Source organism: Nocardia sp. NPDC051570 (genome assembly GCF_044454005.1).
In the GTDB taxonomy this organism is placed as follows: domain Bacteria; phylum Actinomycetota; class Actinomycetes; order Mycobacteriales; family Mycobacteriaceae; genus Nocardia.
The window spans coordinates 18,632-44,734 of the sequence record NZ_JBITDI010000031.1 but is presented as its reverse complement, the minus strand read 5'-3'; the positions used below and the strand labels follow the sequence as shown (position 1 = coordinate 44,734).

The following is a 26,103-nucleotide window of genomic DNA, read 5'->3' as shown; positions in this document are numbered from 1 at the left end:
CTCTGTGGGTGTCGACGAGTATGTCGACGCGTGGCGGCGTAGCGACCTTCGTGCGGCAGATGCGTGACACGCCGATCTGGGCGGAGTGGGATATCCGGCACGTCGCGACGCACCGCGATGGTGGAGTAGCGACGAAGCTTGCCACGTACGCGCAGGCACTGTTCATATACGTCTATCGTCTTGCGGTGCATCGGCCTTCGATCGTGCACCTGCACATCTCGTCGTACGGCAGTTTCCCGCGTAAGTATCTGTTCGAACTGATCGCACGTGCTGCGCGCACAGCCGTGGTGCTGCACGTGCACGGTTCCGATTTCTCTGTGTTCTACGACGAGGCTCCGCGGGCGCTGCGGGTATGCATCCGGGATTCCCTCCGGGGGGCGGCCGTCGTGGTCGCCCTCGGCGAGCCGTGGGCGGTGGCGCTGCGCGATATCGCGCCGGATGCGCGAATCATCGTGGTGCCCAATGCCATCAGACCGGCGAGCCGGCTCGAGCCGCCGAGTCGTTCACCGGACGCCGGGGCACCGGTGCAGGTGCTCTTCCTGGGGGAGGTCGGTGAGCGTAAGGGCACGTTCACATTGCTCGATGCGTGGCAGCGCATGATCGCGACCACGGAGACCACGGTGCTCCCGCGACTGGTGATCGCCGGTGACGGTGCGGTCGAGCGCGCTCGTGAGCTGGTCGCGCAGCTGGGCATCGAGTCGACTGTAGAGATCACCGGATGGCTTGCACCGCACCGGGTTCCGGATCTGATCGGACAGTCGCAGGCGCTGGTGCTGCCGTCGCACCGGGAAGGTCAGCCGATGGCGATTCTGGAAGCGATGGCGAAGGGGCTGTGCGTGGTGACGTGCCCGGTCGGCGGTATCCCCGACCTGATCGACGAGCGGTGCGGCCTCATGGTGCCACCCGGCGCGGTCGAACCACTCGCCGAGGCGCTCGGCCGGGTGGTTCGCGACGATGATCTGCGAACACGACTGGGTGAGAACGCATTACAGCGCGTTCGCGACGAATTCGATATCGATGTCGTGTGGCGGCGGTTCGATCGGATCTATCGGTCGGTCATGGCAGAGCCGGGCACCAGCGAGGCGGAGGCATGAACCCGAGGCAGCGCCGTCCGATACGGGTCCTGTATGTGGTCCCGGACCTTCGCGTCGGCGGGGCCGAACGGCACGTGACGACACTGTTGCCGAATCTCGATCGCGCACGGTTCGAACCCTCGGTGATCTGTATCGGCGAGGAGGGCAGCCTGTTCGCCGAACTCGGTGCCGCTGGTGTGCCCGCGCAGGCGCTGCATCGGACGAAACATCAAGCGGCAGCGGCGCTGCGTGATCTCGTCCGTGCGATGCGGCGGCAGCGCCCCGATGTGGTGGTCACCAGGGGCTACAACGCCGAGGCGCTCGGGCGGATCGCGGCGTGGTGCGCGAGAGTCCCGAAAGCCATTGTCTGGGTGCATAATTGCGGAGACGTCGAACCGCGCGGCCGGTTCCGGGCCGTCACCGATCGCATCCTCGACCGGCGCACCTCGGCGTATTTCGGTGTCGCACAGGCACAGATCCGGTACATGGTCGAGGATCTCGGCTACCCCGAGTCCAAGATCAGGGTGATCTACAACGGCGTCGACCCATCGGCCTTCGCAACCGGCGACGATCGCACCGCCGCAATGGATTTCGGGATCGGTGAACAGGACGTGGTCGTCGGTATCGTCGCCGCGCTGCGTCCCGAGAAGGACCACGCGACTTTTCTGCGGGCGGCCCGCCAGGTCGCCGACAGGCTGCCGTCGGCGAAGTTTCTCATCGTCGGCGACGGGCCGGAGCGAGGCCGGATCGAAAGTCTGGTGGGGGAATTGGGGCTCGATGATCGGGTGATCGTCGCGGGCTCTCGACCCGATGTCGCGGCGTTGCTGCGCGCGATGGATGTGGTCGTGCTGAGTTCGTACAGCGTCGAATGCTTTCCCATGGCGCTGCTCGAGGCGATGGCCGCGGCCAGGCCCGCCGTATGCACCTCCGTCGGCGGCATACCGGAGCTGATCGTCGATGGGAAGACGGGATACCTTGTGCCGCCGCGCGATCCGGATCGGCTCGCAGAGCGTTTGCTCGTCGTGCTTGCCGATGTCCCGGCACGCAAACAGATGGGTGCGGCGGCACGAGCTCGCGTCGACACGGAATTCAGTCTGCGGATGAGCATTTCGGCCGCAGAGCTTGCCATGGAGGAGGTCGTGGATCAGTGAGCGAGCGCAGCGAGCGATCAATAGGCACAGCCGAGCACCGCTCGGTCATGGCGGAGCCGAGCGTCAGCGAGGCGCAGTCATGAGCGAGCGATCAATCGGCACAGCCGCTGCCGGGAACGACGGAGCCGAGCGCCGGCGAGGCGGGGGCGTGAACGGACACATTCTGATCCTGGTGGAGAATCTATCGGTGCCGTTCGACCGGCGGGTGTGGCAGGAGAGCCGGGCGCTGGTCGATGCCGGTTACCGTGTGACGGTCATCTGCCCGATGGGAACCAAACAGGATCGCGAGGCCGAGGCGACCATCGAGGGCGTCCGAATCTTGCGCTATCCATTGCGCGCCGCCACGGGCGGACCTGTCGGCTATCTGCGTGAGTATTCGCTCGCGCTATGGCACACCCTGTGGCTGGCGCTACGGGTGCGCCGCGCGGGCCCGATCCATGTCGTGCACGCGTGCAATCCACCCGATCTGCTGTTCTTGATCGCGCTGGTGCTGCGGGTCGGCGGCACCCGCTTCGTCTTCGACCACCACGATCTCGTCCCCGAACTGTTCCGGTCGCGCTTCGCAGGTGGCCCCGGCCTGCTGTATCGCGTATCGATCGTGTTGGAGCGCATCACCTTCGCGTTCGCCGATGCGGTGATCTCCACGAATGAGAGCTACCGCCGCGTCGCTATCGAGCGCGGCGGAACGGCGCCGGATCGGGTGACGGTCGTTCGCAGCGCGCCCGACCTGTCCAGATTTGTGCCACGCGAACCAGATCCGGCGCTCAAACGCGGAAGGGCTTATCTGGGTGCGTATCTCGGGGTGATGGGACCGCAGGATGGGGTGGACTATGCGTTACGCGCAATTGCCCACTTGCGCAACGTTATCGGGCGCGCCGACCTACACTGCATCTTCATGGGCAGCGGCGATGCCTTCGATGACCTGGTCGCGCTGTCGAAAGAACTCGGACTCGAGGATGTGGTCGAATTCACCGGGCGGGTTCCCGACGAGTTCGTGCAGGTTTGCCTGTCGACCGCCGACATCTGCCTGTCGCCTGATCCACACAATCCGCTGAACGATGTGTCGACCATGAACAAGATGGTCGAGTACATGGCGATGTCGCGGCCGGTCGTATCGTTCGAGCTGACCGAGGCGCGGGTGTCGGCCGGCGAGGCGGCGGTGTACGTGCCCGACAATGACGAGGCGGGCTTCGCGGTCGCGATCAGCGAATTGCTCGACGATCCCGAGCGCCGCAAGCGGATGGGCGAGCTCGGCCGCGAACGCGTCGAGCGGGAATTATCTTGGGACACTTCGCAAAAGAATCTCATCGCGTTTTACGATGGGGTTTTTCGAACGTCGGTCAGGCGCCGTTCACGAGGCTGACGCCCAGCGGTGCATTCGCCGCCTGACCGGCCCGGCCGCCGTCGCCCTCCAGCCGCTCGGTCCGATCGGACACTGACCGCGTGACCGCCGCCGAAGCCCGGCGACCTTGATCTGTCACATGCGAGTGACGTTTCAGGCCAACGGAGTGTGTCGATGACCAGCGAAATGACAAGGCTATCAGCCGAACTGGGGAGTGCGGGTCGAGCGGCGGCGCGGCCGAAACCGCCGTTGACTCGAAATGCAGTGACGTACAGACCATTTGGGATGTGCTCTGCGTCAAGGTGTCTCGGCGTTCCTGCGCCGAAAGGGCTTCGGGGCCAGTAATATTCAGCTCTGAAGTCTCGGCGGAGTACCGCCATGAAGGCCGTTATTTTTGGGACGGAGCTCCAGGATGGCCTATCAGATCGACCCGGCACAGACCCTCGAACTTTCCCCTCACCCTGGATCATTCCGGAGGTCCGAACGCGAACACTGGCAGGACGAGTACCGGCGACGGCTCCGGGTCAGTGACGCGACCGCCGTCTGCGGCTCCATCGCGATGGCACAGCTCATCCGTTTCGGCGGCTTGAACAACGCCGCACGACTGAATTGGCCGGGTGACACCGGGATCGGGTACTCGGTCATCTCGATCGTGCTGGCAGTGGCCTGGACCGGATTCCTGGCCTTGGGCAATACGTGGTCGTCGAGCACGATCGGCACCGGTCCGGAGGAATACCGCAGGCTGATCGCGGCGACGATGCGGCTGTTCGGGCTGATCGCGATCGTATCGCTGCTGCTTCGAATCGAATTCGCCCGCGGCTATCTCGGGATCGCCCTACCGGTCGGTTTGCTGGCATTGATAGTGAGCAGGCTGTACTGGCGCAAGTACGCGGCACGGCAGCGCAGGCTCGGGCAGTATCTCACCTCGGTGCTCGTCGTCGGCCGGCGCGATTCGGCGCACGAGATCATGCGATATTTCGAGCGGGACCCCGCGGTCGGGTATTGCGTAGTCGGCGTCTACACCCCACGTGGCAGCGGTGGCGAGGGTGGATTCGAGACCGGCCTGTGGACGGCTGACGAGGAGTCGTCCGTGCTCGATGCGGTCCGCAAGACCGGCGCGGATACCGTCGCGATCGCGGCGACAGAGCAACTCGGAGCCCGAGGCATCAACGAGCTGCTATGGAAGCTCGCGCCGCTCGGGGTCGATCTAGTGGTGGCTCCCGGCGTGGTAGACGTTGCCGATGAACGACTTTCGATCAGACCAGTGGCAAACCTCCCGCTCCTACGTATCGAAAAACCCCAATACGACAGGGCGAAGTCATTCGGTAAGTTTGCGTTCGATGTTCTGTTCGCAACGGCTGCACTCCTGGTTGTCTGGCCGGTGATGGTCGCCGCCGCCGTTGTCATCAAGCTCACCAGCCGCGGCCCCGTCTTGTACCGATCCGAGCGGATCGGCTTGAACGGTGAAGCATTCCGCATGATCAAGTTCCGCAGCATGTACGCCGACGCCGACCAGCGCCTCGACGCACTGCTATCCCAGAACGAGGGGGCCGGACCCCTGTTCAAGATGCGACGGGATCCACGGGTCACCGCGGTCGGCCGCATCCTGCGCCGGTGGAGTCTCGACGAACTACCGCAGTTCATCAATGTCATCCGAGGCGAAATGAGTATCGTCGGGCCGCGCCCGCCCCTGCGCAGTGAGGTCGAACGCTATGACGGAAAGGTTCGGCGGCGGCTGCTGGTCAAACCGGGCGTAACCGGTCTGTGGCAGGTATCGGGCCGCTCCGATCTATCGTGGGACGAATCCGTCCGGCTCGATCTGTCCTACGTCGAGAATTGGTCGATGGTGCGGGACCTCCTGATCATCAAGAAGACGATCTCCGCGGTAACGAGGAGCGAAGGAGCGTATTAGCGGCGTGAACCGGTGGCGGCAGCCTGTGTAACCATGGAGGACCTCGGGAGCGCCGCCACCGGGCTTCAGATACGCCGTTGCAGTTCGCGGTGCCAGACCTCGAGCGAGAGCAGGGTCCAGATACGCGACTGTTCATCCCTTTCGCCGGACGAGTGGCTGTCGAGAAGGCGGCGCACCGCGGTCCTGTCGAATATCGAATCGACGAATGACGATGGTCCGATGAGCATGTCGAAGGCCATCTCGCGCAGGTGCCCGCGGAACCACTCGTCGAGTGGGACCTTGAAGCCGACCTTCGGCCGATCGACCAGATCCGTCGGAAGGTGCTGGCGGGCAAGCTCTTTGACGATCCACTTCGTTGTGCCGCCGCGCACCTTCACGGCGCTCGGCAGCCGGAACGCGAGTTCGGCCACCCGGTGGTCGAGGAAAGGCGGGCGCAGTTCGAGCGAGGCCGCCATCGACATCCGGTCACCGCGCTCGAGGAGGTTGTCCGCGAGCCAGGTGTGCGTGTCGGCGTAGAGCATGCGGCGCAATGCGTCCCCGCGCCCGTCGAGGTACGGGGCGAGTACGCTGCGTTCCGGCGAGCTACCCAGTAGCCGGTCGCGCTCCGTCGAGGTGAACGGCGCGAACCAACCGCGCATTCGTTCGGCGTAGGTGGGTTCGGAGATGGCTCGCAGCGCAACCACCAATCGGGCCCGATGCGCGGGCATCCGCTCTTCGAGCCACCGCAGCGGGGCGCGCGGGAGTGCGCCTGCCATGCGGGTCGTTCGCGCGTATCGGTATTTCGGGTATCCGCCGAACAACTCGTCGCTCCCCTCCCCGGAGAGCACGACTTTAACGTGTTCCCTTGCGAGTTCGGCGAGCCGGTACACCGCGACGTCGGCGGGCTCGGACAGTGGAGAGTCCCGATGCCAGCACAGCCTGGCCCAGTTGTCCTGGAAGTCGTTGGCGGTCACGAGCGTTTCGTGATGCTCGCTGCCGACGATCTTCGCCGCCATGCGGGCCCACCGGGTTTCATCGACCCGTTCATCGCCGAATGCGGCCGAGAACGTGTGCAGCCCTTCGCCGTTACGCTCCTTCGCCACGAGCGCACAGATCAGGCTACTGTCGACCCCACCGGACAGGTACGCGCCGACCGGTACGTCCGCGACGAGTGCATCGCGCACGGATGACCGGAGTGCGTTGTCGAGGAGGTCGACGGCCGCGTCGGGGGTGACGTCGATGACCTCGGAGTCCGGCGGGAGCGTCCAGAATGCCTCGATGCGGACGGCGCCGTCGGCCCGGACGACGAGGTGATGTCCCTGTGGCACCTTCCGTACGCCTTCGATGAAGGTGTACGGAGCGGGAACGGACCGGTGGGCCAGAAAGTCGTGCAGGCTCGCGGTATCGACGCCGGGTTTTTCGACCACCGGGAACAGCGCTTTGATCTCCGAGGCGAAGGCGAACAAGGTATCGGTGGCGTAGTAGTACAGCGGGAGGATGCCGAGCCGATCGCGAAACAGATGGGTTTCGTTCGTCCGGGAATCATGGATGGCGTAAGCGAATTGGCCGCGCAGCTTGCCGACACCGGCAGGCCCGTATCGCTCGTACAGGGCGAGCAGCACCTCGGTATCGCCGCTCGTGGTGAACGGATAGGTGAGCCCGTCACGCAACTGTCGATAGTTCAAGATCTCGCCGTTGAAGGCGATGTGGGCTCCACCGCCCGCGCCCGCCATGGGCTGCGCCGAACCCGCCGGATCGATGATCGACAACCGAGTGTGCGCGAAGCCGATGGCACCGTCGCACCACACACCGGCATCGTCGGGACCGCGGTGGTGCAGACGATGGGCCATGCCGGCAAGCAGTTCCCCGTTGACCGGGGCGCCGTCGAATCGGCGCACGCCGACTATTCCACACACATCGTCTCCACTTCGTCTGTCGGCCAACGACGTTGAACCTCGAGCCGCAGCCTTTGCTGCGAGCGTAGCCGTGGCGTGGCTCTGCCGGGTGTGGAATAAGGTTGGGACACTTGCAAAGTGGCGATGCAGGCGCGAAAACACTACCGGGACAAGCTATATGCCGCCAGAGCCTTGGCAGGTGGCGCCGAAGATTGCCCTGGAGTCGATCACGGGGTGAATAATAGGGCGGTGTCGACCCACCTGGTCTGGTATCTGCGCCGTCTCCGCACGATGGGCGGACAAGAAATCCTATGGCGCGCAGTCCGTTTCGCACAGCATCTGGTGGTCCGCCCGGTTACATGGCGGTCCGCGCGGAGCTCGCTGTTCGGTCGCGAGGTCCCCGACTGGGATAGCTTGCTGCGGCGTTTCCGCAACAGCACGGGCAGGCCCGTACTGCTCGATCGGACGCGGGCCGAACTCATCGCCGCGGCAGATCCGGAGGCGGCCACCGCGGTGGTCGCCGCCGCCGAACGGATCCGCAAGGGGGATGTTCGTCTTCTCGGGTATCCGTCGGCGAGTATCGGCACCACCGTCGACTGGAACTACGACCCGCTGGCCGGAATGCGCTGGCCGGATACGAATTCCGAGCGCATCGACCACCGCACCGCCGCGGGCGACCCGAAATGGATCTGGGAGCTCAACCGGCTGCAGCATCTGCCGCTACTGGCCCAGGCGTGGCTGTTCACCGGCGAAGACAGATTCGCCGACACCGCATTCGACCACCTCGACAGTTGGATCGAGCAGCAGCCGCCGGGCTCGGGTATCGCGTGGCGGGGGGCATTCGAATGCGGTATCCGTGCGATCTCGGTCGGGGTAGCGCTCCAGGGCCTGCGCGATGCGCCGGGATTGACGGCGGAACGCTACGGGAAGATCGTCACCCTGCTCGGTGAGAGCGCACGCCGCTGCTGGGCGCAGCGATCACTGTTCAGCTCCGCGAACAACCATCTGATCGGTGAGCTGACCGGATTGGCGGTGGCGGCAATGCTGTTGCCCGAATTGCCATCCGCCGCGCGATGGGAAGACGACGCGCTCGATGCGCTCGCCGAACACGCCGACCGGCAGATCCTGCCCGACGGCTCCGGCGCCGAACAGTCCATCGCCTACCAGCTTTCCACCGTGGAGCTGCTGGCGATCGTCTATGTGCTCCGCGCACTGCGCGCTGAGCCACCAGCGGGCAGGAGCGCAGCGACCGGGGAATCGGCACAGCACCGGATCGGTGCGGCGATCGGACGCAGTTCGCGCTATCTGGCCATGCTGGTCGGTGATGCCGATCCCCAGCCACGCTACGGCGACGATGATGGCGGATTCGCGCTACGCCTCGGCTCCGAACAGATCCGGACCGTCCGCGAACATCTCGGCATCACCGAGGCGGTGGTACCCGACCGGGCGGTCGCACGTGCGGCCACCTCGACCATGACATCCGCATGGCTGCGTACCGCGCTCGGGAACGACGGGATGGGTTTACCTATCGACGTTCCCGGACTGGGCGTCAGCGGATACGCACCGGATGGCGGGCTCGCCGTGCTGCGGGCCGATGGCCGTCGAGTGACCATGGATGTGGGGCCGCTGGGTTATCTGTCGATCGCCGCGCACGGACATGCCGACGCCCTGGCGGTCACCCTCGCCGTCGACGGCGTCGAGCTGATCGGCGATCCGGGCACTGCCAGCTACTACGGATATCCGAATCAGCGTGCCGTACACCGGAGTACCCGCGTCCATCCGACGGTGACCGTCGACGATCTGGATCAGTCCGTTGCGGGCGGCCCGTTCCTGTGGACTGTCCATGCCGAGGTCCGGGTGCGATCTGTCGACCTCACGCGAGGTCTGGTCGATGCCGAGCACGACGGATATCGCCGTCTCGCCGATCCGGTCGTTCACCGGCGCTGGTTGGTCGCGCCACCGGAGCGACGCGAACTCGTGATCGTCGACCTGGTCTCGGGCAGCGGAACGCATTCGGCGCAGGTGTCGTGGCCGCTGCATCCCGCGCTCGATATTCGTCCGGTCGACGGCGGACACATTGTCACCCACCACGGCCACACCGCACTCACCGCGCTGTACGCGGCGACGGCGCCGTTGGCGCGCAACGAGATTCGCGGTGACGAGCGCAGCGACCTCGGCTGGTGGTCGGAGCGACTGGAGGCTCGGGAGCCGTCGTGGTTGATCGGCGCACGCTGTTGCGGCACAGCACCGTTCGTTGTCGTCACTGTGCTGGACCCGCATCACGGCGTGACGCCGATCCGCGAACTGCGGGTGAAGTGGACCGGTACCGAAATCCGCGCGCAGTGGCTCGACGGTGGGACGGTCCGCACAGTGGTCGTCGACACGCTGCGCGATGGTGCGGCGGAGCTGAGCCATCGCGAGATCAGCAACCGCGATCTATGAATGCCCTTGCATAGCCGGCGGTTTGGTAGAGGTAGGACCACGCCCAGTACCACGGCGTGAGGTTCTCGTTGCTCGGTTCCATCACGAGCTGGCCCGCGAAACAACGCTCGAGGATATAGCGCGCCCGGGACAGGTGTGGACGCATCGTCACGACAATGACTGTCCGCCAACCCCGTTCACTCGCCAGCCGGCGCAGCTCACGACCTTCACCGACCGTCGTCGACGGGTCGGGAGCGAAACACTCCAGCGTGAATCCCCGCTGCGGCGTGTGGCATGGCTCGCGCACCTCGTCGATGTCGGTGTTCTCGCCATATGGATTCGAAAACAGTACGTACGGCGCGTAACCTTCACGCGCGAGCGTCAGCCCGTACTGATAGCGGTCCACCCCCTCGCCGCCGAGTACGAGTATGGCGTCGGCGCGGCGCAGCGGATCAATCTGCGGCCGCACATAGATCGGGACGCCAGCACCGATGAGCGCCGCAACGATGAGGATCACGGCGACAGCCGCGGAGAGCCTACGTCGTTGTTTCGCCGGGGTGCTCATCGGCGACAACATACCGGAAGTCTTTGGCCGCCAGGGAAATCAGGACGATCGTGAAGGCTGCAGGCGCGGAATCGAACCGCCCGCGGTCACCGTTCGAGGGCGGTGACGATCCGGCCCGCCGCATGCGCGAATCGTTCGGACACCTGCTGTTTGATCGGATGGATTCGGCGTAGGAGAGCGGGAAACATGGTGACCGAGGCGATGATTGCGGCGGCGCGCATCGTCCTGCGCTGCGCGAACGCGTCCCGCGCCGAACGACGCGCGCCTTTGTCGTCGCCCGCGAGGAACGCCTGCTGTGCCCGTCTGAGCAGCACCCAGTAGCGGAAGGTCCGCAGGGTTCGATCGAGTGCGGCCTTCTCCTCCGGCTCGGTGGGTGCGGCCCATGCGAACGACCGCTCGAGCTCGGTCATGAACGCCTCGACCTTCTCCGGGTCGCGTGTCAACGAGTCGCTGCGCAGCCGGAAGCGCGCCAGTCGCTGCGGCAGTATCCGGATGTCGTAGGACCTCACCATACGAATCCAGATGACCACCGACTCGTGCAGCTCCGCATCACCTCGGTCGTAACCGCCGACGGCGTCCCACACTTCCCGGCGAATCGCCGCCGTGTAATAGGGGACAAGGCCGCCGAGCAGGTCGGTCAGCGTCAGGCGTCTCGTCGGATCCGGCCGCTGTTTGACATTCGTCGAACGGTAGTAGCCGACAGGCAGGTCGGCGCCGGAGTCGTCGAATCGGAAGGCGTCGCAGCCGACCGCATCGATGCGCGGGTCGGTGTCGAGCGTGCGCTGTATCGCCGCACAGAACGTGGGCATCACCAGATCGTCGCTGTCGAGCACCACGAGATAGCGGCCCGTCGCATTCGTCGCCGCGGCCATGACGCCGCCGTCGTAGCCCTTGTTTTCCTGGCGGACCAGCCTGATTCGCCCGTCGTCGCCGTAGCGGTGCACGATCGCCGCGATCTCGTCGGACATACCGTTGTCGACGACGACCAGTTCCCAATCCGGAATCGTCTGCGCGACAACCGAATCTATGGTGTCGGGCAGGTATGCCTCGGTCTTGTAGGCCGTCGTGAGAAAACTGAACGTCGGAACGCTCGGCGCCCCCATGGGCACCCCCTTACCGCTGGTTACCATCCGATACCCAGGTAGCCCGGACGCAGGCGTCGTTGGGCGGCGCCGGGAAGCCGTACCAGGTCGATCACGGTCCGCTCCGGTCCGATGCCGTCGATCGCCGCGACGACATCCGGCTCCGCGGTGCCCGCGATGAAGATCTCGCCGTGCGCCACGACTTCCGCGATATCGTCGGTCAGCAGTTCTCCGATATGCGGCAGGCGCTCCTCGATGAAGGCGCGGTTGGCGCCGACCAGCCGCGACAGCGCCACATTCGCGTCGTAGACCCGCAGATCGTAGCCTTTGCCGATGAGCCGCTCCGCGAATTCGACCATCGGGCTCTCGCGCAGGTCGTCGGTGCCCGATTTGAACGACAAACCGAAGATCCCGACCCGCCTGCGGCCGTGCTCGATCACGAGGTCGACCGCGCGACGCAGCTGAGACTCGTTGGACGCCAGCACGTTCTGGAGCACCGGCAATTCGAGGTCGCGCTGGCGTGCGGTGTGGATAAGGGCGCGCACATCCTTCGGCAGGCACGAGCCACCGAACGCGAAGCCCGGACGCAGGTAGGCCGGGCTGATGTTCAGCTTCGTGTCGGCAAGGAAGATATCCATCACCGCGTGGGAATCCAGGCCGAGCTTCGCGCACAGCGCACCGATCTCATTACCGAAGGTGACCTTGAGCGCGTGAAAGCTGTTGTCGACGTACTTCGTCATCTCGGCGACGGCGATCGGCACCTGGAACCGCGGTCCCGGCAGCCCCTCGTACAGGCTCGCCATCTGCGCTCCCGTACGGTCGTCGGTCGCGCCGACGACGGTCTTCGGCGGATTCTCGAAATCGCGGACGCTGCTGCCTTCGCGGAGGAATTCCGGGTTGACACAGACGCCGAAGTCGACGCCCGCGGTCTTCCCCGATGCGCGTTCGAGGATGGGGATGAGGCTGCCCGCACACGTGCCGGGCACCATCGTGCTCCGGTACGCGACCACGTGCCAGGCGTTCTTATCCGCGAGTGCGGCCCCGATCTCCTCGCTCACGCGCTCCAGGTACCGTGTCGAGAGACCGCCGCCCGGCGCGGAAGGCGTGCCAACGCAGACGATCGAAATATCTGTTGCCAGAACAGCGTTCGCCACATCCCCGGTGACACTCAGCCGCCCGGCCGTGACTACGTCGGCGATCAGCTCGCCGATTCGCTCCTCGACAACCGGCGCCCGCCCCTCTTGGATGAACTCGATCTTCTGTGGGTTGACATCGACACCGATCACTGTATTGCCCTGGGCCGCAAGGCAAGCGGCCGACACGCAGCCGACATAGCCGAGCCCGAACACGCTCACTGCCAGTGCCCGGCCCGGCCGGTCCTGTTCGTTCATGCTGCCCACCATCCGGGATCGTCTGATCGCTAATGTGTTTTATACCAAGGGATTCCGTGATCTGTGGCGTTATCATCATCCGGTGCGAAGCGCGGCGCTCCCCGGGCACGTCGCGCACTGGGTCGTTGGAAGGTCGCTGAGTACATGAGACTGTCGAGCGGTAGTGCCGCCGGATACGGTCGCATCACGAGATCAACAGTGCTGGCAGCGGTCTTGTTGCTCGGCGGCGGTGCCGCTTCCGCATGTAACCGCACCCCGGCACCTGCGAACCAGGTATCCGGATCTGCCACACCGACGGTCGACGAGATGGTGGCGAAGAACAGAACCCCTGACCCTGGTGCGGTGGGTATCGGGTTGACGAGTATCTCTCTCGCGCATACGGATTCGGTGGATCGCGTGACGTACCAGTTCACCGGTGACGCGATTCCGGGCTGGGCGGTGCACTACGTGAAGCAAGCGGTGCAGAACGATACGAGGCACGTGGTCTCGATTCCGGGCGAGTCCGTTATCGAGGTGCTGATCCGGGAGGCCGCGAACCCGTTCCAATCCGGTCTGCCACCGTACTCCGGCCCGGTCACGCTGACCGACCCCGCGACGGCCTCCGTCGGCGAGGTGCGGTTCGCGAGCGTGGTGCACGGCGTGACCCAGTCCTTCATCGGACTCCGGACTCCGCAGGTGGGGTTCCGCGTGACCGGGCTGACCAACCCCAGCCGGGTCGTCGTGGAGCTCGATCACCAATGATGTTGCCATCAGCCGGATTCCGATCGGCACGAAGGACACCGAGTGGAGGGTGTCGGTGAAATCCACGATCATCGTCGAGCAGCCGGAGGTCCGTTGACGAATACGCTGAATGTCCTGGTCGACAGGATCTGGCAGCGCCGATCACTCGTTGTGGCGACTACCTTGGTCGTCCTGTTCGGTGCGTATCTCACGACCTACGGTCGCACCACGACGTATATGAGCCGGGTGCTCGTCTCCGCGGCTTCGACCAGACCGCCGACCCAGGACGCGATCCTGGCCCAGGGATTCACCTACTACATCAACGATCCGACCTACCAGTCGGGCCTGCGCCAAAAGCCTGGATTCCCAAGCGGTATCAACAACTTCTCGGCCGAGTTCGTCTCCGCGAGTCCGCTCTTCTATGTCCAAGTGACAGCCGATACGCCCCAGGCCGCCGAGGCCGCGGCGCCGAAGCTCGCCCAGCTGTACATCGACGACGTCAACGGCAGGCTCGACGCGAGCCGTGAGGCAACGGCTGCCGCCATGACCACGGCGATGATGCGTGTGTGGGGCGGGCAGCTGACCGCGAACAGCCCGAGCGCCTTCACCGCCCAGGTCCAACTCCAGCAGCAGATCGACCAGCTGAACGCCGATGGTTCCAACCGGCTGGTCATCCTCCAATCGGGCGCCGGGGCGACCGCGAAGGGTGCGGGCAAGACACGCACCCTCGCATCCGGACTCGTCGGCGGACTCCTCCTCGGCTGTGTGGTCGCGATGATGGCGGGTGCGGCAACGCGCCGGCTTTACACCGAGTACGACGTAATGGAGAAGACCGGTGTCCGGCCATTCGATGTCATCCCGCCGGGCGGCACCGCCGGACGCGACGCTCGCCGGCAGGTCGCGCTGCGCCACCTCGCGAATGTGGTCGCGCGGTCGAGCACGCAATCACCCACTTCGGTTGCGGTGGCGCCGATTTCGCCGGGCATCGGCGGCGACATGATCGCGCGGTCGATTGCCGATCACCGTGCGGCGCAGGGTGTCCGAACTGTTTACGTCGACGCAGACCTGCGTGGCGGTGTTGTCTCGAGCGACCCGCACACGATCGCCGTCGGCTCCGGGCTCGGACCGGGTGTCGGCGAGTATCTGCGCGGGTCGGTCGCCGACATCCGGGAATTGGTCACGGAATCAGCAGGTTTCGTCGAGATTGCGCCCGGCGAATCTGGCACCGACCCCTACCCGCTCTTCGATCGTGATCGAGTACGCGCATTGCTCGACGCCACAGGTGCGGCAGCCGATCTGGTCGTCGTACACGTGCCACCGATGAGCACCGCGCCGGAGTCACAGATCGTCGCCGATCTGGCCGATCTGACAATTCTGGTCATCGAGCGCGGGCAGACCCGGGTGCGCGACGTCCACGAGGCGGTACGTGCGCTGAACCAGGTGGGCGCCGACGTGCTCGGTGCCGTACTCGTCGATACCTCCGACGGACGCGGTCCGGAGCGGCGGTACCGACTCCCGAGTCGCTTCGCCCCCACCCGCTGGTGGCCGGGACGCGCACGGCGCGAACCGGCCCGCGATCTCGCCGAATCACGGACTGCCCCATGACCGTTCGATCACCAGTCGCAAACCACCTCGCACAGACGGTCGCGGTCGCGGTCGCGGTCGTCGCCGGGCTGGGCGCCGTGCTCGCGGTGTCACCGAAGGCCCCGGGCGGTGTCGGCACCGTCGCGGCAGTGGGCGGGTTCGCCGCCGTACTCGTCGTCATCGGACTGCGCGATCCGCGTTGGGCTTTCGTCTTCTTGATGGTTACGACGTTCCTGCGCCCCGCGATTCCTAAAGTCCTGCCCACGGCCGACCCGTTCATTCTCGCGTTCGGCGGCCTGATCATTTCCACACTCGTCTGGGTGCGCGGCCACCCAGAGCGCAGGGTGTCACTCGGGGCGCTCGACTGCGCGATGGTGCTCTACCTGCTCTGGAATCTGAATTCGATTCTGCAGCAACACGACTACCCGCCGATGCTGTACCCGCAGTCCGGCATGCAGCTCGATCTGTGGCGTTTTCTCATCATCGGCACCGGAATTCCGTTCGCGGCCTACCTGATCTCCCGGATGATCTTCAGTACGCGGCAGTCGATCAGCTATCTCATCACGACACTGCTGGCTTGCAGCGCGTACTCGGCCTGGGTCAGCATCATGCAATTCCATGGGCCGCACGCGCTGATCTGGCCGAAATACATCGTGGTCAGCCCGGCGTGGCCCGAACGCGCCGTCGGATTGCCGAATCAGCCCGAGGTCAACGGGCTCATCCTCATCGTCGGATATGTGCTGGCACTGGTCATGATCGGCACCGAACACCGCGCCCGCTGGCAGCGGGTGCTGCTCGCGGTCGTCGCGGCGGGGTGCGCGTACTCGGTGTATCTGACGCACACCCGCTCGATCTGGCTGGATTTCGCCACCGTCGTCGCGGTCGGCATCGTGCTCGCCAAGGGCTACCGCATCGGATTCGTGGTCACCGCCATCGGAGCGGTCACGCTGATCGCACTGAACTGGAGCAACTTCACCAGCTCCGATCGGAAGGCAGGCGGCGTCTCCTCGATGAACGAAGTGTACGACCGGCTCAACGCCGATACCACCGCCATCTGGGCCTTCTCGCAGAAGCCGTGGAGCGGTTGGGGTTTGGGGCGCTTCGTCGCGGTAAACACCTATCACCACCGGCAATGGACGCCGGAGACCCTGTGGGAAAGAGGTCTCGGAATTCCGGCGCACGAGACGGAACTCGGCATCCTCGCCGAGTTGGGCATCGTGGGACTGATCCTCTGGTTGACCGTGCTGGTCCTCATCGCACGCCGACTGGTCATCGGTTACCTTCAACTGCCCGCCGACGGCATCACGGGCCGACCGCTCGCATTCATTGCCGTGACCGCGTTGAGCTCACTGGTTTTGGGGGGCCTGTTCGTCGATCTTCGCCTGTTCGATTACCCGAGCACGATGGTCTTCGCAGTCGTCGGTGCGGCGGTCGGCGCGGCGGATCGAGCGTCGCATCGAACGATCATCGATCCGCTCGAGGCAGGCGAGGCGCACCGCGCGGCGATCCGGGCTCGGAAACAGCAAACTGCGATTGCGCCGCGAGTGGGCGCACACGGTCAATGACCAAGGCGGCCAGACCGGTTCGCATAGTGATCCGAGTCTGAACGTGCCGGCGCGATCCGCGACAAATGCAACTCCCTCGGCGGCCCCAAAAGCTTTCTGCTGCTGCCGAAGTCGAACGAGCTGACATGTTTTTGCATACGAACCGGCCGTCCTACGGGACTGCGGCCAGGTCTTCGCCGGGGACGAACGAGACGCCGCGGCGCGACACGTGCACGCGCAATCCACCGCGGCGGGCCAGGATCCATGCGACGGCGAGGGCGGCGAGGGCGGAGACCGCGCCGCAGGCGAACAATCCCACTCGTGGGCCGAATCGTTCGGTGACCCAGCCGACCACGGGCCCGCCGATCGGGGTCCCGCCGGTGAACACCATCATGTAGAGCGACATCACCCGCCCCCGCATCCTTGGTTCGGTGGCCAGCTGAACCATCGAGTTGCTCGACGTGTTGAAGGTCAGCCCGAGCAGGCCCACCACGGTCAGCATCGCGGCGAACACCCAGTACTCCGGCGCGAAGGCGGTCACCGCCTCCAGCGCACCGAAACCGAACGCGCTCATCACCAGCATCCGCAGCCGCACCCGCGATCGCCGTGTTGCCAGCAGCGCGCCTACCAGGGACCCGGCCGCCAGCGCAGTATTGAGCAGACCGTATCGCCCTGCGTCGATATGGAAGACGTGATACGCGAACCCCGACAGCACGGTGGGGAAATTGAATCCGAATGTTCCGATGAAGCCCACCAGCACGATCGGCCAGATCAGTTCCGGGCGTGCACTCACGTACCGCAGCCCCTCCCGCAACTGCCCTTTCTCCCGCGGCACCCGTGGCATCGGCCGCAGCTCCGAGGACCGCATCAGCAGCAGACCCCCGATCACGGCCGCGAAGGAGCAGGCATTGATGGCGAACGCCCATCCCGTGCCCACCGCAGCGATCACCGCCCCGGCCACCGCCGGCCCGATCAGCCGGGCGGTCTGGAAGTTCGCCGCATTGAGGCTGACCGCGTTGCGCAGCTGCCGGTGGCCGACCATCTCCGCGACGAAGGTCTGCCGGGTCGGATTGTCCACCACCGTGACCAGCCCGAGCAGCAGGGCGAGCAGGTAGACGTGCCATACCCGCACCGCATCGGTGAGTGTCAGCACCGCGAGCACGGCGGCGAGCAGGCCCATCGTGGCCTGGGTGAGGATCAGGAGCCGCCGCTTGCCGAAGCGGTCCGCGATCACCCCGCCGTACAGGCCGACCAACAGCATCGGCAGAAACTGCATGGCGGTGGTGATCCCGACTGCGAAGGAGCTGCCGGTGAGGCTGAGTACCAGCCAGTCCTGGGCGATGCGCTGCATCCAGGTGCCGGTGTTGGAAACCACCTGTCCGGCAAAGAAATAGCGATAGTTGCGGACGGCGAGCGAGGCGAACATACCCACCTCGGGGTGGGACGGTGGCACCACGTCGGCGGTCGTGCAGGCTATGTCGTGGTCGTCGGGTATGTCCTTGTCGTCGGTTCGAGTTGTCAACGTCACTGCGTGCCTCTCCGGGCGCGGTGTACCCCGCGTGCGGTACCGAAGCTCGTCAGTTCACAACTGCGCGAGGCGTTCCAGCACCGGTGCGGCGGAGCGCAGGCGTGCCCACTCCTCCTCGGTGAGTCCCCCGGCCAGATCCGTCAGCCAGGCGTCTCGAAGGCGGCGGCTCTCGTCCAGGATCTGCGCCGCCGCCTCGGTGGCGGTGACGATCACCTGCCGCCGGTCCTCCGGGTGTGATTCGCGCTGGACCAGGCCCTTCTCCTCCAGCAGCACGATGACCCTGGTCATCGACGGCGGCTGGACGTGTTCCTTGCGGGCCAGCTCACTGGGAGTTGCCGGGCCGATGCGGGAGAGCGTCCCGAGCACCTGCATCTCTGCCGAGCTCAGCGAATGCTCCACCTGCCGATGACGCAGGCGGCGAGCCAACCGCATGACCGACGCTCGGAGCGTGGTCACCGCGGCGAGATCGCCCTCGGAAGTCAACTCAACCACACTCATCAGGCTACCTCGTTAACTAGCCTAAATAAATCCTGCCGGGCACAACGCGGAAATCGAGGGGCGAATTCTGGGGGCACGGGCGCTGTGGGCGCAGACGTCGCTGTCGGAGCCGTACGAGATCGCCCTGGGCGACAAGAGTTTCATGGCGCGAAACAACGTGTAGGACAGGCGAAGACCGCGCCGGGAAGCGGAATACCCGACTCCCGACTGACCTGACTGCCGATCGCCCGTCGGATATACCCCTGCGCTGCAGGGCATCTCCCCTCACAGCCGCACTCGGGAGAGAGACTGTGCCGCTGGAGGTTCGGGTTGGACGGTTCGGATCTCGAGGCACCGGCGAACGCACGCTGGTCGGCATGAGCGCGCACTGCCGGCGGCCGAGCGGCTCCGAGATGATCTCGGCCCGTTCGCTCCAGGTGTTGACGTGGTCAACGGGGTCAGGCGAGTCATTTCGGCACGAATGCCGAGGCATGTGTCCATGGCGGTCGATGTGGTTCGTCCTTTGGGTGAGGTCGGTTATCGGAACCGGCTCGGACCTGAAGGAGTTCTGTTATGGCACGAGTGGTGCGGTTTGCAGAGTTGGGTGGGCCGGAGGTGCTGGAGCTGAAGGATGTCGAGGGCGAGGTGCCCGGTCCGGGTGAGGTGCGGATCCGGGTGCGGGCCATCGGTATCAACCGGTCCGAGGCGATGTTCCGTCGCGGCGAGTACTGGGAGCAGCCGAAGTTTCCCGCTGGGTTGGGTTATGAGGCCGCGGGCACGGTCGATGCGGTTGGCTCGGGCGTCACCGGGTTCGCGATCGGTCAGCCGGTCGCCTCGGTCGGGGCGTTCTCGATGAACGAGTACGGCACCTACGGCGATCTCGTGGTACTCCCGGCCACGTCGGTGGTGCCGATGCCCACCGACATCGACCCGGTCGCCGGCGCCGCAGCGTGGGTGTCGTATCTGGCGGCCTACGGCATGTTGGTCGAGTTCGGTGGGCTCAGGGCAGGGGATGCGGTCCTGATCACCGCGGCCTCCAGTGGTGTGGGGTTGGCGGCTATTCAGGTGGCGCACCGGGTGGGTGCCGTCCCGATCGCCACCACCCGCACCAGCGCAAAGCGACAGCGGCTGTTGGCTGCCGGGGCCAGCGAGGTGATCGTCACTGAGGAGGACGATCTCGTGGGGCGGGTATTGCATGCCACCGGAGGTCGAGGTGCGGATCTCGTTATCGATCCCATCGCAGGCCCCGGCGTCGAAATCCTTGCCAGGGCAACCAAACCCGCTGGAATGTTGATAAACTCCGGTGCTCTCAGTGGCCTGCCCACTCCGTTGCCGACGGCGAACCCGTATTTCACGCCGATCGTCACGCGGCCATTCATTTTGATGGAGATTCTCTACGATCCGCAACGTTTGCGGCGTGGGGTGGCGTTCGTCAACTCCGGTCTGCGGTCGGGCGCCATCGCGCCGGTCGTCGATCGCACCTTCGATCTGATCGATATCGTCGGTGCACATCGTTACCTGGAGTCCAACCAGCAATTCGGGAAGATCGTCGTTACGACGGACGCCTGAGGCGGTACAGATGAAGTCCTGCTCACGGTTTCGCGGTCCATGCCTGCGAAACCGTGAGTGGCCCGGGCTCGGGATGCCATAAGTGTCGCCGAATCAATAACGCGTAGTGGATTATTCGTTCAGTTCGGCGAGGCGGCGGCGAAGGTGCTCGGCCTGCGGCTCGCTCATATCCAGCGCGAGGGCCCGCTCGTACGCGGTCCGTGCCTGTTCGGCTCGGCCCATCCGGTGCAGCAGTTCGGCGCGTGTGGCGTGCCACCACGGATAGCTCTCGAGGTCGTCGATTCCATCGACCAGGGCGAGTCCGGCGTCGGGACCGTTGCGTTCGGCGACGGCAACCGCGCGGTTGAGGCGGACGACAGGGGTGTCCTGGACGGTGAGCAGCACGTCGTACCAAGAGATGACCGCATCCCAGTCGGTGTCGGCGTAAGACGGAGCCAGCGCGTGGCATGCGGCGAGCGCGGCCTGCACCACATAGGAGTCAGGTCGGTCGGGTGCCCGTCGGAGCGCCGTGCCGACGAGCTCCACGCCCTCTGTGATCGCCGCGGTATTCCATCGAGAACGGTCCTGGTCGGCCATCAGCACCAGCTGTCCGGCGGCGTCCACCCGGGCGGCCTGGCGCGCATCCTGCAGCAGCAGCAATGCCAGCAGCCCGAGCGCGGTCGGCTCCTCCGGCATCAACTCGGCCAGTAGTCTCGCCAGCCGCAGCGCCTCGGCCGTCAGATTCACGCGCAATAGGTCCGCTCCAGTGCCTGCGGTGTAGCCCTCGTTGAAGATCAAGTAGATGGTCGTCGCGACCCCGGTCAGGCGGTCGGGAAGCTCGTCGGCGGTCGGCACCCGATAGGGGATCGCGGCCAGCGCGATCTTCTGCTTCGCCCGCGTGAGCCGCTTGGCCATGGTCGCCTCCGGCACTATCAAGGCGCGGGCGACCTCGGTGGTAGACAGCCCGCTGAGAGTGCGCAGCGCGAGTGCGACCTGCGCTTCGATCGGCAGACTCGGATGGCAGCAGGTGAAGATCAACCGGAGTAGATCATCGCGAACGACCTCCGGGGGCTCGGGAACGGGACCGGTGAAAGCCGGATCGGTAAATGCCATTGCCTCGGCTTCCTTCCCGGGGCGCCTGTTTTCGCGACGGATCAGATCGATTGCTCGTCGTTTCGCGGCAACTGTGAGCCAAGCGCGCGGGTTGTCCGGCACCCCGTCGCGCGGCCAGGTCTCCAGCGCGCGCACGACCGCATCCTGCACCGCGTCCTGCGCCAGGTCGAAACTGCCGGTCACGCGGATCAGCGTGGCCCGCACCCGAGTGCCCTCCTCGCGCACCAGCTGAGCTACCGCGTCACTGGCAGCCGGAGTCGCCATCGGTCAGAGCTCGATTACGGGACGGACTTCGACCGCCCCGTTCCAGGCCGCCGGGATCTTGGCAGCCAGTCTGACCGCCTCCTCCATATCGGCGCACTCCAGCAGGAAGTAGCCCGTCAGCACCTCCTTGGTCTCGGCGTACGGGCCGTCGCTCGTGATCGCTTTTCCGCCCTTGCCGCCCACCACCCGCACTGTTTTGGCAGTCGCGGTCGGATAAAGCGGATGGCCACCCCGGATGACCGCGGCGGCCGCCTCCCCGAATGCAGCCGCCTCCTTCATCACCTCGGCATGTTCGGGCTCGGTCCAATCGACATCATCGGTATAGGTCAGAGCGATATAGCTCGGCATGGCATCACTCCTGCGGTACGGACCGGCGGCGGTCGCCGATCTCACTCCAAGGACGAACAGCAACCGTCGGAATGGACGTCAGACCGCACCCTACTGACCGGTGAGTGCCTAGCATCAGGAAACTGCAACTAACTGGCAAATCAACGGCTGGAGGGGCAACAAGCCGATCGACGGCGTCACCGGTGAGTAGCAGTTACCGAGGGTGGTCGGCGCCTGGGTGATCAGGTGTCGGCTGTTCGGGGGAGCCGGAGTTCGATTCCGAATCCGCCGTCGGGTCGGTGGTGGGTGGTCAGGGAGCCGTCGAGGAGTTCGGCGCGTTCTGCGAGGCCGCGCAGGCCGTGGCCGGAGCTGGGGAGTGTTATTCGTGGCTGGTTGCCGGGTGTGTTGGTGATGGTGACGGTGACTTCGAGCGGGGTTGTGCCGAGCTGGAGGGTGACCTGTGCTCCGGGCGCGTATTTGCGGACATTGGTGAGTGCTTCTTGGACGGTGCGGTAGATCGCTCGCTGTGTCACCGCGCAGAGGTCGTCGGGCAGTGCACCGACGGCGGTGACATCGATGCCACTGTCGCGGATCAGTTGCGGCAGTTCGGCAATGGTGGGTTGTGGTGTCAGCGTCGTGGCGTCGGTACCGGAGGCGCGCAGGACCGTGACCATGTGCCGCAGCTCGTCCAGCGTTGCGGCACTGAGTTCGCGGATCGTGACCGCGGCCGCCACGGTGTCGGGTTCGCGGCTGGTCATTTCGAGCGCGCCGGCGCGGACCGCGATGAGGCTTACCTGGTGGGAGACCACGTCGTGCATCTCCGAGGCGAGTTGCGCGCGGTCGCGAGCCAGGGCGGTCTGGATGCGCAGAGTTTCTCCCTCTTCCCGTGCGCGGGTCACCTCGATGATCTTGGCTTGCAACGCGATTCGAGATCTGATCAGGCGGCCGAGCACCGCCGGCGCCATCGCGGCCAGCAGGCGGGTGGCGACGATCGTCCGGAACAGCTCGAATGTGATGTGATCCCAGGCGATCGAATGACGAACCGCGACAAGAACTCCCGCCAGTATCGCTGTGCAGAGGGCGACGGTGACGCTGGGCCTGCTGTATCGGCCGACGCTGTAGAGCGCGGTCGCGGGAAGGATCACCGAGGACCACGTCGAAGGCAATGCACACAAGAATACGATCACCGGAAACTTGCGCCGCCACAGCAACGCGACCAGTCCGGCCGCTGCGGCGACGTGTTCGATGCCGTTCGACGGTGTCGAGGGCAGCAGCCAAATATCCAGTGCGGCAAATGGTATCGGAGCCAGGAACAGGGCGGTCCGATAACGCTGGAGCCGGGCGAGGTCGGTCACGGTGCGGACCTGTCGAGCAGACCCGCCTGCTGAGCGATCAACGCGGCCTCCACGCGCGTGCCGACGCCGAGTTTGGCGAGGATCGCGCTCACGTCGTCTTTCACTGTTCCGGTGCTGTGCTGGATCAACTCGGCGATCTCGCGATTGGATCTGCCGGCGGCAATATAGCCGAGCACGAGGCGTTCACGGTCGGACAGCCTCTCGATCGCCGCGCCGGCCGCGGCCACCGCCTCTCCGGCGGTGAAGCCTCTGATCACCGATCGTGTGACCGTCGGCGAGAGCACCACACCGCCGGCGGCGAGGGTCTTGACCAGCATGGCGAGCTGATGGGGGTCGGTGTCCTTGAGTAGGAAGCCCGAGGCGCCCAGTCGCAACGACTGCAGAACGTATTCGTCGGCGTCGAAGGTGGTCAGCATCGCGACCACGGGCGGTTGCGGCCGAGCCAGCACCGCACGAAGAATCGCCAACCCATCGATATCGGGCATCCGGATATCGAGCAGAACGACATCGGGGCCATAGTGGTCGATCTGTTCGAGCGCCGAACGGCCGTCGGAGGTAGCGACGACGTCGATATCGGGATCCTGTCCGAGAATCAACTCGAATCCCGAGCGAACCAATGCCTCGTCATCGATCACCATGACTCGGATCATGCTCACCGACGATACTGCACAAACCGGCAGCTACCTGACTGTTTCCGCGCCAGCCGGTCGGCGGTCGGAAATCAGACTCTCCGACGATGTCGCGCGAATCGACCGGCGCTTATCGTCATCGCTGCGTACTGGTGGACAACGAGCGTCCCGGCTGAAAACAAGCGCGATTGTCGCGCTCGACCATCCGCAGGAATTGCGAATCCTGCCGTTACCAGGCTGGTAGACCATGACACAACAGCATCCGCAATCCAAGCTGTCCAAGAAATTCCGTGAACTGCGGTTTCCACGCGAGATATCAATCGGCTGGCTGCATCTGTACGACCATGCCACCGGTGAGATGAATATCGTGGAGGCCACCGGCATCGTCGCTGTCGAGCATGATGTCGAGTTGGTCGGTGCTCGATTCACTCACCTGCGCCCCGAACATGCATGGTGCTTACCGCCGGAAGTTCTCGCCCACGCCGAATTCCTGGGCGCCGACGACGGGTTGCTCGCCACGCTGGCGCCGCTACCGGTCCGCGATCTCGCTGTCGACGGCATCGTCTCTGCCGCGCGGCGGGGCCGGGTCATCGAGGAAGACAGCCGCGCGGTGGTTCCGGGTGGGCAGGTCCTCACCGATGCGGGGCTCGAATACTTCATCGGTCATCGCTCGCTGGCCCGGCTCGCTGTTCACGACACGTCGTTCACCGATCAGTGCCTGGCCGAGGTGCTCGTCTCGTGCCCACTGCTCGACGCGGTGTCGATCGGCAGTGATCGACTCACCGGTGAACTCCTGCACCATCTGGACGCCAGGCCGATGATCGAGCTCGGAATCGACAGCCCGCAACTCACCGGTGACGCGCTGTCGCAGCTGCCGGAATTTCCCCGGGTCGAGCACGCCGCGTTCTGCGGGTCGCGGGTCTTCGACGATCTCGACCCCGTCCGGCTGCGCAAGAGCTTCCCCAATCTCGTCGCTCTCACCCTCACCACCGCCCGCGGAATCCGCCCTTATCTCGACTCCGTCATGCCGATCTTGCGCGAATTCACCGACGTCCCCGTCAACGGGGTCACCCGCTCGGGAAAAGGAAGGCTCCGATTCGGCATCCGCGGGGAAAGCAGCAGAATCCGATGACCACCCACCACGACACGAGACTCATTGCCCGGCTCCACGGTTCCCGACTATGTCGGCTCCTGCTGACCGCAGTCGACCTCAGCCCGGCGTCGATCGGGATACTGGTCGACCACGCCGATACCCTGCATCGCCGACAGCACCCACACCATGACTGGTGAACGGGACCAACGCCGGTGGCTCCGGATCCGGCGCCGTCACCCGCAACGCGATCGGCACAACACTCGCCTCGGACCAGCACCACTCGCTCAATCAGCCGAGCCCGGGATCTCGACCCGATCGAATCAACCGATTTCCACCATCGACCTGCTGGCCATCCGTCAGCTGTCGACCGGAGTATCCTCCGCCGGCGAAAGCATCCTCCGACACGAATGGATGCGATACACCCACTTCGAACCCTGACACCGCCGACACCAACGGGCCCGCCCGATCGCGCCTAGGGAATGGCAACAGTGGGACGAATCCGGGTATGCCGAGAGAATACGCAGAACAAACAGAACGGTCTTATATGGTTGGAGGAGTGAGTGATGCCGAATTCTCGACGGGCTGGGCGGCGGGCCATGGCTCCAGTAGACCCTTGATCGGCGAGATGTATGCGATCGCTGGAGTGTCGGTCCCCGAGCTTGTGGATCCCGACGACGAGTTGTCCTGGTCGGAAATCGGAAGCGTTGCGGCCAGGCGAGATGGCCTTCTGCTGGCCTGGGCGACGGTCTACGGGAACACGGAGTCGCCGGATGTGGCGATGGTGCAGCACCTGTATATCCCGCGGGAGGTCGACCGCCTGCGCACCGGCTTCTATGCCGGCGAACCTGCGGTCGACGAGGAGCGCGAAGTTGCCGTGCTGCTCTACCAGGCCGCCGCCGATCAGGCACGCACCGCCGGGTACCGCGTGTTGGTGTGGCACGACATCGACAACGGCCCTTCCGGTGACGCGGCGCGGGCCCTGAACGCGCAGCCTGTTCATTCCGAACGGACAACTCATCCGGACGCATCCTGGCGCGAGAGCACCCAGTACGAACTCCAGCTGTAGGGCTGGATCGTGGCTCCTGCCGTAATTGGTTGTGCGGCATGGTG

The 26,103-nt window shown here is 65.4% G+C and carries 22 protein-coding genes; 12 read left to right on the top strand and 10 right to left on the bottom strand.

The features are described from left to right. Positions 1-20: 20 nt before the first annotated feature. The 4 genes from ACIA76_RS41310 (at position 21) to ACIA76_RS41295 (ending at position 5,478) form a co-directional block, all read left to right on the top strand. Positions 21-1,094 (top strand): glycosyltransferase family 4 protein, encoded by a 1,074-nt coding sequence (locus ACIA76_RS41310; protein WP_397160674.1) that lies wholly within the window; start codon positions 21-23, stop codon positions 1,092-1,094. Next, entirely contained in the window at positions 1,091-2,224 is a 1,134-nt protein-coding gene (locus ACIA76_RS41305; RefSeq protein ID WP_397160672.1) for a glycosyltransferase, read from the top strand. The genes ACIA76_RS41310 and ACIA76_RS41305 overlap by 4 nt, the downstream gene beginning before the upstream one ends. 187 nt (positions 2,225-2,411) lie before the next feature. Further along, positions 2,412-3,587 carry a glycosyltransferase family 4 protein gene (locus ACIA76_RS41300; RefSeq protein ID WP_397160670.1) on the top strand — a complete coding sequence of 392 codons (1,176 nt, stop codon included), beginning with the start codon at positions 2,412-2,414 and terminating at the stop codon, positions 3,585-3,587. A gap of 391 nt (positions 3,588-3,978) precedes the next feature. Beyond that, positions 3,979-5,478 (top strand): sugar transferase, encoded by a 1,500-nt coding sequence (locus ACIA76_RS41295; protein ID WP_397160668.1) that lies wholly within the window; start codon positions 3,979-3,981, stop codon positions 5,476-5,478. A 65-nt stretch (positions 5,479-5,543) separates the two neighbouring features. Here ACIA76_RS41295 and asnB read toward each other — a convergent pair whose 3' ends face one another. Further along, a complete protein-coding gene (asnB, locus tag ACIA76_RS41290) occupies positions 5,544-7,373 on the bottom strand; it encodes an asparagine synthase (glutamine-hydrolyzing) (RefSeq protein ID WP_397160666.1) in 1,830 nt (609 codons plus the stop codon). A 228-nt stretch (positions 7,374-7,601) separates the two neighbouring features. Here asnB and ACIA76_RS41285 point away from each other — a divergent pair, with 228 nt between their 5' ends. After that, entirely contained in the window at positions 7,602-9,794 is a 2,193-nt protein-coding gene (locus tag ACIA76_RS41285) for an alginate lyase family protein (RefSeq protein ID WP_397160664.1), read from the top strand. Here the strand turns inward: ACIA76_RS41285 and ACIA76_RS41280 are convergent. The 3 genes from ACIA76_RS41280 to ACIA76_RS41270 form a co-directional block, all read right to left on the bottom strand. Continuing rightward, entirely contained in the window at positions 9,775-10,338 is a 564-nt protein-coding gene (locus ACIA76_RS41280; protein ID WP_397160662.1) for a YdcF family protein, read from the bottom strand. The two genes, ACIA76_RS41285 and ACIA76_RS41280, sit on opposite strands and share 20 nt — an antisense overlap. Before the next feature lie 86 nt (positions 10,339-10,424). After that, entirely contained in the window at positions 10,425-11,441 is a 1,017-nt protein-coding gene (locus tag ACIA76_RS41275) for a glycosyltransferase family A protein (RefSeq protein WP_397160660.1), read from the bottom strand. Positions 11,442-11,461: 20 nt separating this feature from the next. Then, a complete protein-coding gene (locus tag ACIA76_RS41270) occupies positions 11,462-12,811 on the bottom strand; it encodes a nucleotide sugar dehydrogenase (RefSeq protein WP_397160658.1) in 1,350 nt (449 codons plus the stop codon). 342 nt (positions 12,812-13,153) lie between these two features. Here ACIA76_RS41270 and ACIA76_RS41265 point away from each other — a divergent pair, with 342 nt between their 5' ends. The 3 genes from ACIA76_RS41265 (at position 13,154) to ACIA76_RS41255 (ending at position 16,680) form a co-directional block, all read left to right on the top strand. Continuing rightward, positions 13,154-13,552 carry a hypothetical protein gene (locus tag ACIA76_RS41265; RefSeq protein ID WP_397160656.1) on the top strand — a complete coding sequence of 133 codons (399 nt, stop codon included), beginning with the start codon at positions 13,154-13,156 and terminating at the stop codon, positions 13,550-13,552. A 93-nt stretch (positions 13,553-13,645) separates the two neighbouring features. Then, positions 13,646-15,136 carry a CpsD/CapB family tyrosine-protein kinase gene (locus ACIA76_RS41260; protein ID WP_397160654.1) on the top strand — a complete coding sequence of 497 codons (1,491 nt, stop codon included), beginning with the start codon at positions 13,646-13,648 and terminating at the stop codon, positions 15,134-15,136. Beyond that, a complete protein-coding gene (locus tag ACIA76_RS41255) occupies positions 15,133-16,680 on the top strand; it encodes an O-antigen ligase family protein (protein WP_397160653.1) in 1,548 nt (515 codons plus the stop codon). The genes ACIA76_RS41260 and ACIA76_RS41255 overlap by 4 nt, the downstream gene beginning before the upstream one ends. Positions 16,681-16,831: 151 nt before the next feature. Here ACIA76_RS41255 and ACIA76_RS41250 read toward each other — a convergent pair whose 3' ends face one another. Together ACIA76_RS41250 and ACIA76_RS41245 are read right to left on the bottom strand one after the other, a co-directional pair. Beyond that, positions 16,832-18,181: an MFS transporter gene (locus ACIA76_RS41250; protein ID WP_397160651.1), complete on the bottom strand. Its 1,350-nt coding sequence runs from the start codon at positions 18,179-18,181 to the stop codon at positions 16,832-16,834. 60 nt (positions 18,182-18,241) lie between these two features. Beyond that, complete coding sequence (locus ACIA76_RS41245; protein ID WP_397160649.1) at positions 18,242-18,685, bottom strand: MarR family winged helix-turn-helix transcriptional regulator; 444 nt, start codon at positions 18,683-18,685, stop codon at positions 18,242-18,244. Positions 18,686-19,237: 552 nt separating this feature from the next. On the opposite strand from ACIA76_RS41245, the gene ACIA76_RS41240 reads away from it, so the two are divergent. Further along, complete coding sequence (locus ACIA76_RS41240) at positions 19,238-20,233, top strand: zinc-dependent alcohol dehydrogenase family protein (RefSeq protein WP_397160648.1); 996 nt, start codon at positions 19,238-19,240, stop codon at positions 20,231-20,233. 111 nt (positions 20,234-20,344) lie between these two features. On the opposite strand, the gene ACIA76_RS41235 is transcribed toward ACIA76_RS41240, so the two are convergent. The 4 genes from ACIA76_RS41235 to ACIA76_RS41220 form a co-directional block, all read right to left on the bottom strand. Further along, on the bottom strand, positions 20,345-21,589 hold the full coding sequence (locus ACIA76_RS41235) for an RNA polymerase sigma factor (RefSeq protein WP_397160646.1): 1,245 nt from the start codon (positions 21,587-21,589) through the stop codon (positions 20,345-20,347). 3 nt (positions 21,590-21,592) lie between these two features. Next, positions 21,593-21,937, bottom strand: coding sequence for a YciI family protein (locus ACIA76_RS41230; RefSeq protein ID WP_397160644.1), 345 nt, complete (start codon positions 21,935-21,937; stop codon positions 21,593-21,595). A gap of 221 nt (positions 21,938-22,158) precedes the next feature. Then, complete coding sequence (locus tag ACIA76_RS41225; RefSeq protein WP_397160642.1) at positions 22,159-23,271, bottom strand: sensor histidine kinase; 1,113 nt, start codon at positions 23,269-23,271, stop codon at positions 22,159-22,161. Next, complete coding sequence (locus tag ACIA76_RS41220) at positions 23,268-23,921, bottom strand: response regulator (protein WP_397160640.1); 654 nt, start codon at positions 23,919-23,921, stop codon at positions 23,268-23,270. The genes ACIA76_RS41225 and ACIA76_RS41220 overlap by 4 nt, the downstream gene beginning before the upstream one ends. Here ACIA76_RS41220 and ACIA76_RS41215 point away from each other — a divergent pair. The 3 genes from ACIA76_RS41215 to ACIA76_RS41205 all read left to right on the top strand — a co-directional run bounded on the left by ACIA76_RS41215 (position 23,920) and on the right by ACIA76_RS41205 (position 26,059). Next, complete coding sequence (locus ACIA76_RS41215; RefSeq protein WP_397160638.1) at positions 23,920-24,144, top strand: hypothetical protein; 225 nt, start codon at positions 23,920-23,922, stop codon at positions 24,142-24,144. The two genes, ACIA76_RS41220 and ACIA76_RS41215, sit on opposite strands and share 2 nt — an antisense overlap. A gap of 3 nt (positions 24,145-24,147) precedes the next feature. Then, the gene (locus tag ACIA76_RS41210; RefSeq protein ID WP_397160636.1) at positions 24,148-25,032 is read left to right on the top strand and encodes a hypothetical protein; all 885 of its coding nucleotides are present in this window, start codon (positions 24,148-24,150) and stop codon (positions 25,030-25,032) included. Positions 25,033-25,549: 517 nt separating this feature from the next. Further along, positions 25,550-26,059, top strand: coding sequence for a hypothetical protein (locus ACIA76_RS41205; RefSeq protein ID WP_397160634.1), 510 nt, complete (start codon positions 25,550-25,552; stop codon positions 26,057-26,059). Positions 26,060-26,103: the final 44 nt, after the last annotated feature.

Excerpts from the sequence above, each read along its gene's own strand:
- ACIA76_RS41310 (WP_397160674.1), top strand. The coding sequence starts at position 21 with ATGTCGACGCGTGGCGGCGTAGCGACCTTCGTGCGGCAGATGCGTGAC.
- ACIA76_RS41305 (WP_397160672.1), top strand. The coding sequence starts at position 1,091 with ATGAACCCGAGGCAGCGCCGTCCGATACGGGTCCTGTATGTGGTCCCG.
- ACIA76_RS41295 (WP_397160668.1), top strand. The coding sequence starts at position 3,979 with ATGGCCTATCAGATCGACCCGGCACAGACCCTCGAACTTTCCCCTCAC.
- ACIA76_RS41280 (WP_397160662.1), bottom strand. The coding sequence starts at position 10,338 with ATGAGCACCCCGGCGAAACAACGACGTAGGCTCTCCGCGGCTGTCGCC.
- ACIA76_RS41275 (WP_397160660.1), bottom strand. The coding sequence starts at position 11,441 with ATGGGGGCGCCGAGCGTTCCGACGTTCAGTTTTCTCACGACGGCCTAC.
- ACIA76_RS41270 (WP_397160658.1), bottom strand. The coding sequence starts at position 12,811 with ATGAACGAACAGGACCGGCCGGGCCGGGCACTGGCAGTGAGCGTGTTC.
- ACIA76_RS41255 (WP_397160653.1), top strand. The coding sequence starts at position 15,133 with ATGACCGTTCGATCACCAGTCGCAAACCACCTCGCACAGACGGTCGCG.
- ACIA76_RS41245 (WP_397160649.1), bottom strand. The coding sequence starts at position 18,685 with ATGAGTGTGGTTGAGTTGACTTCCGAGGGCGATCTCGCCGCGGTGACC.
- ACIA76_RS41240 (WP_397160648.1), top strand. The coding sequence starts at position 19,238 with ATGGCACGAGTGGTGCGGTTTGCAGAGTTGGGTGGGCCGGAGGTGCTG.
- ACIA76_RS41235 (WP_397160646.1), bottom strand. The coding sequence starts at position 21,589 with ATGGCGACTCCGGCTGCCAGTGACGCGGTAGCTCAGCTGGTGCGCGAG.
- ACIA76_RS41230 (WP_397160644.1), bottom strand. The coding sequence starts at position 21,937 with ATGCCGAGCTATATCGCTCTGACCTATACCGATGATGTCGATTGGACC.
- ACIA76_RS41215 (WP_397160638.1), top strand. The coding sequence starts at position 23,920 with ATGCTCACCGACGATACTGCACAAACCGGCAGCTACCTGACTGTTTCC.
- ACIA76_RS41220 (WP_397160640.1), bottom strand. The coding sequence starts at position 23,921 with ATGATCCGAGTCATGGTGATCGATGACGAGGCATTGGTTCGCTCGGGA.
- ACIA76_RS41210 (WP_397160636.1), top strand. The coding sequence starts at position 24,148 with ATGACACAACAGCATCCGCAATCCAAGCTGTCCAAGAAATTCCGTGAA.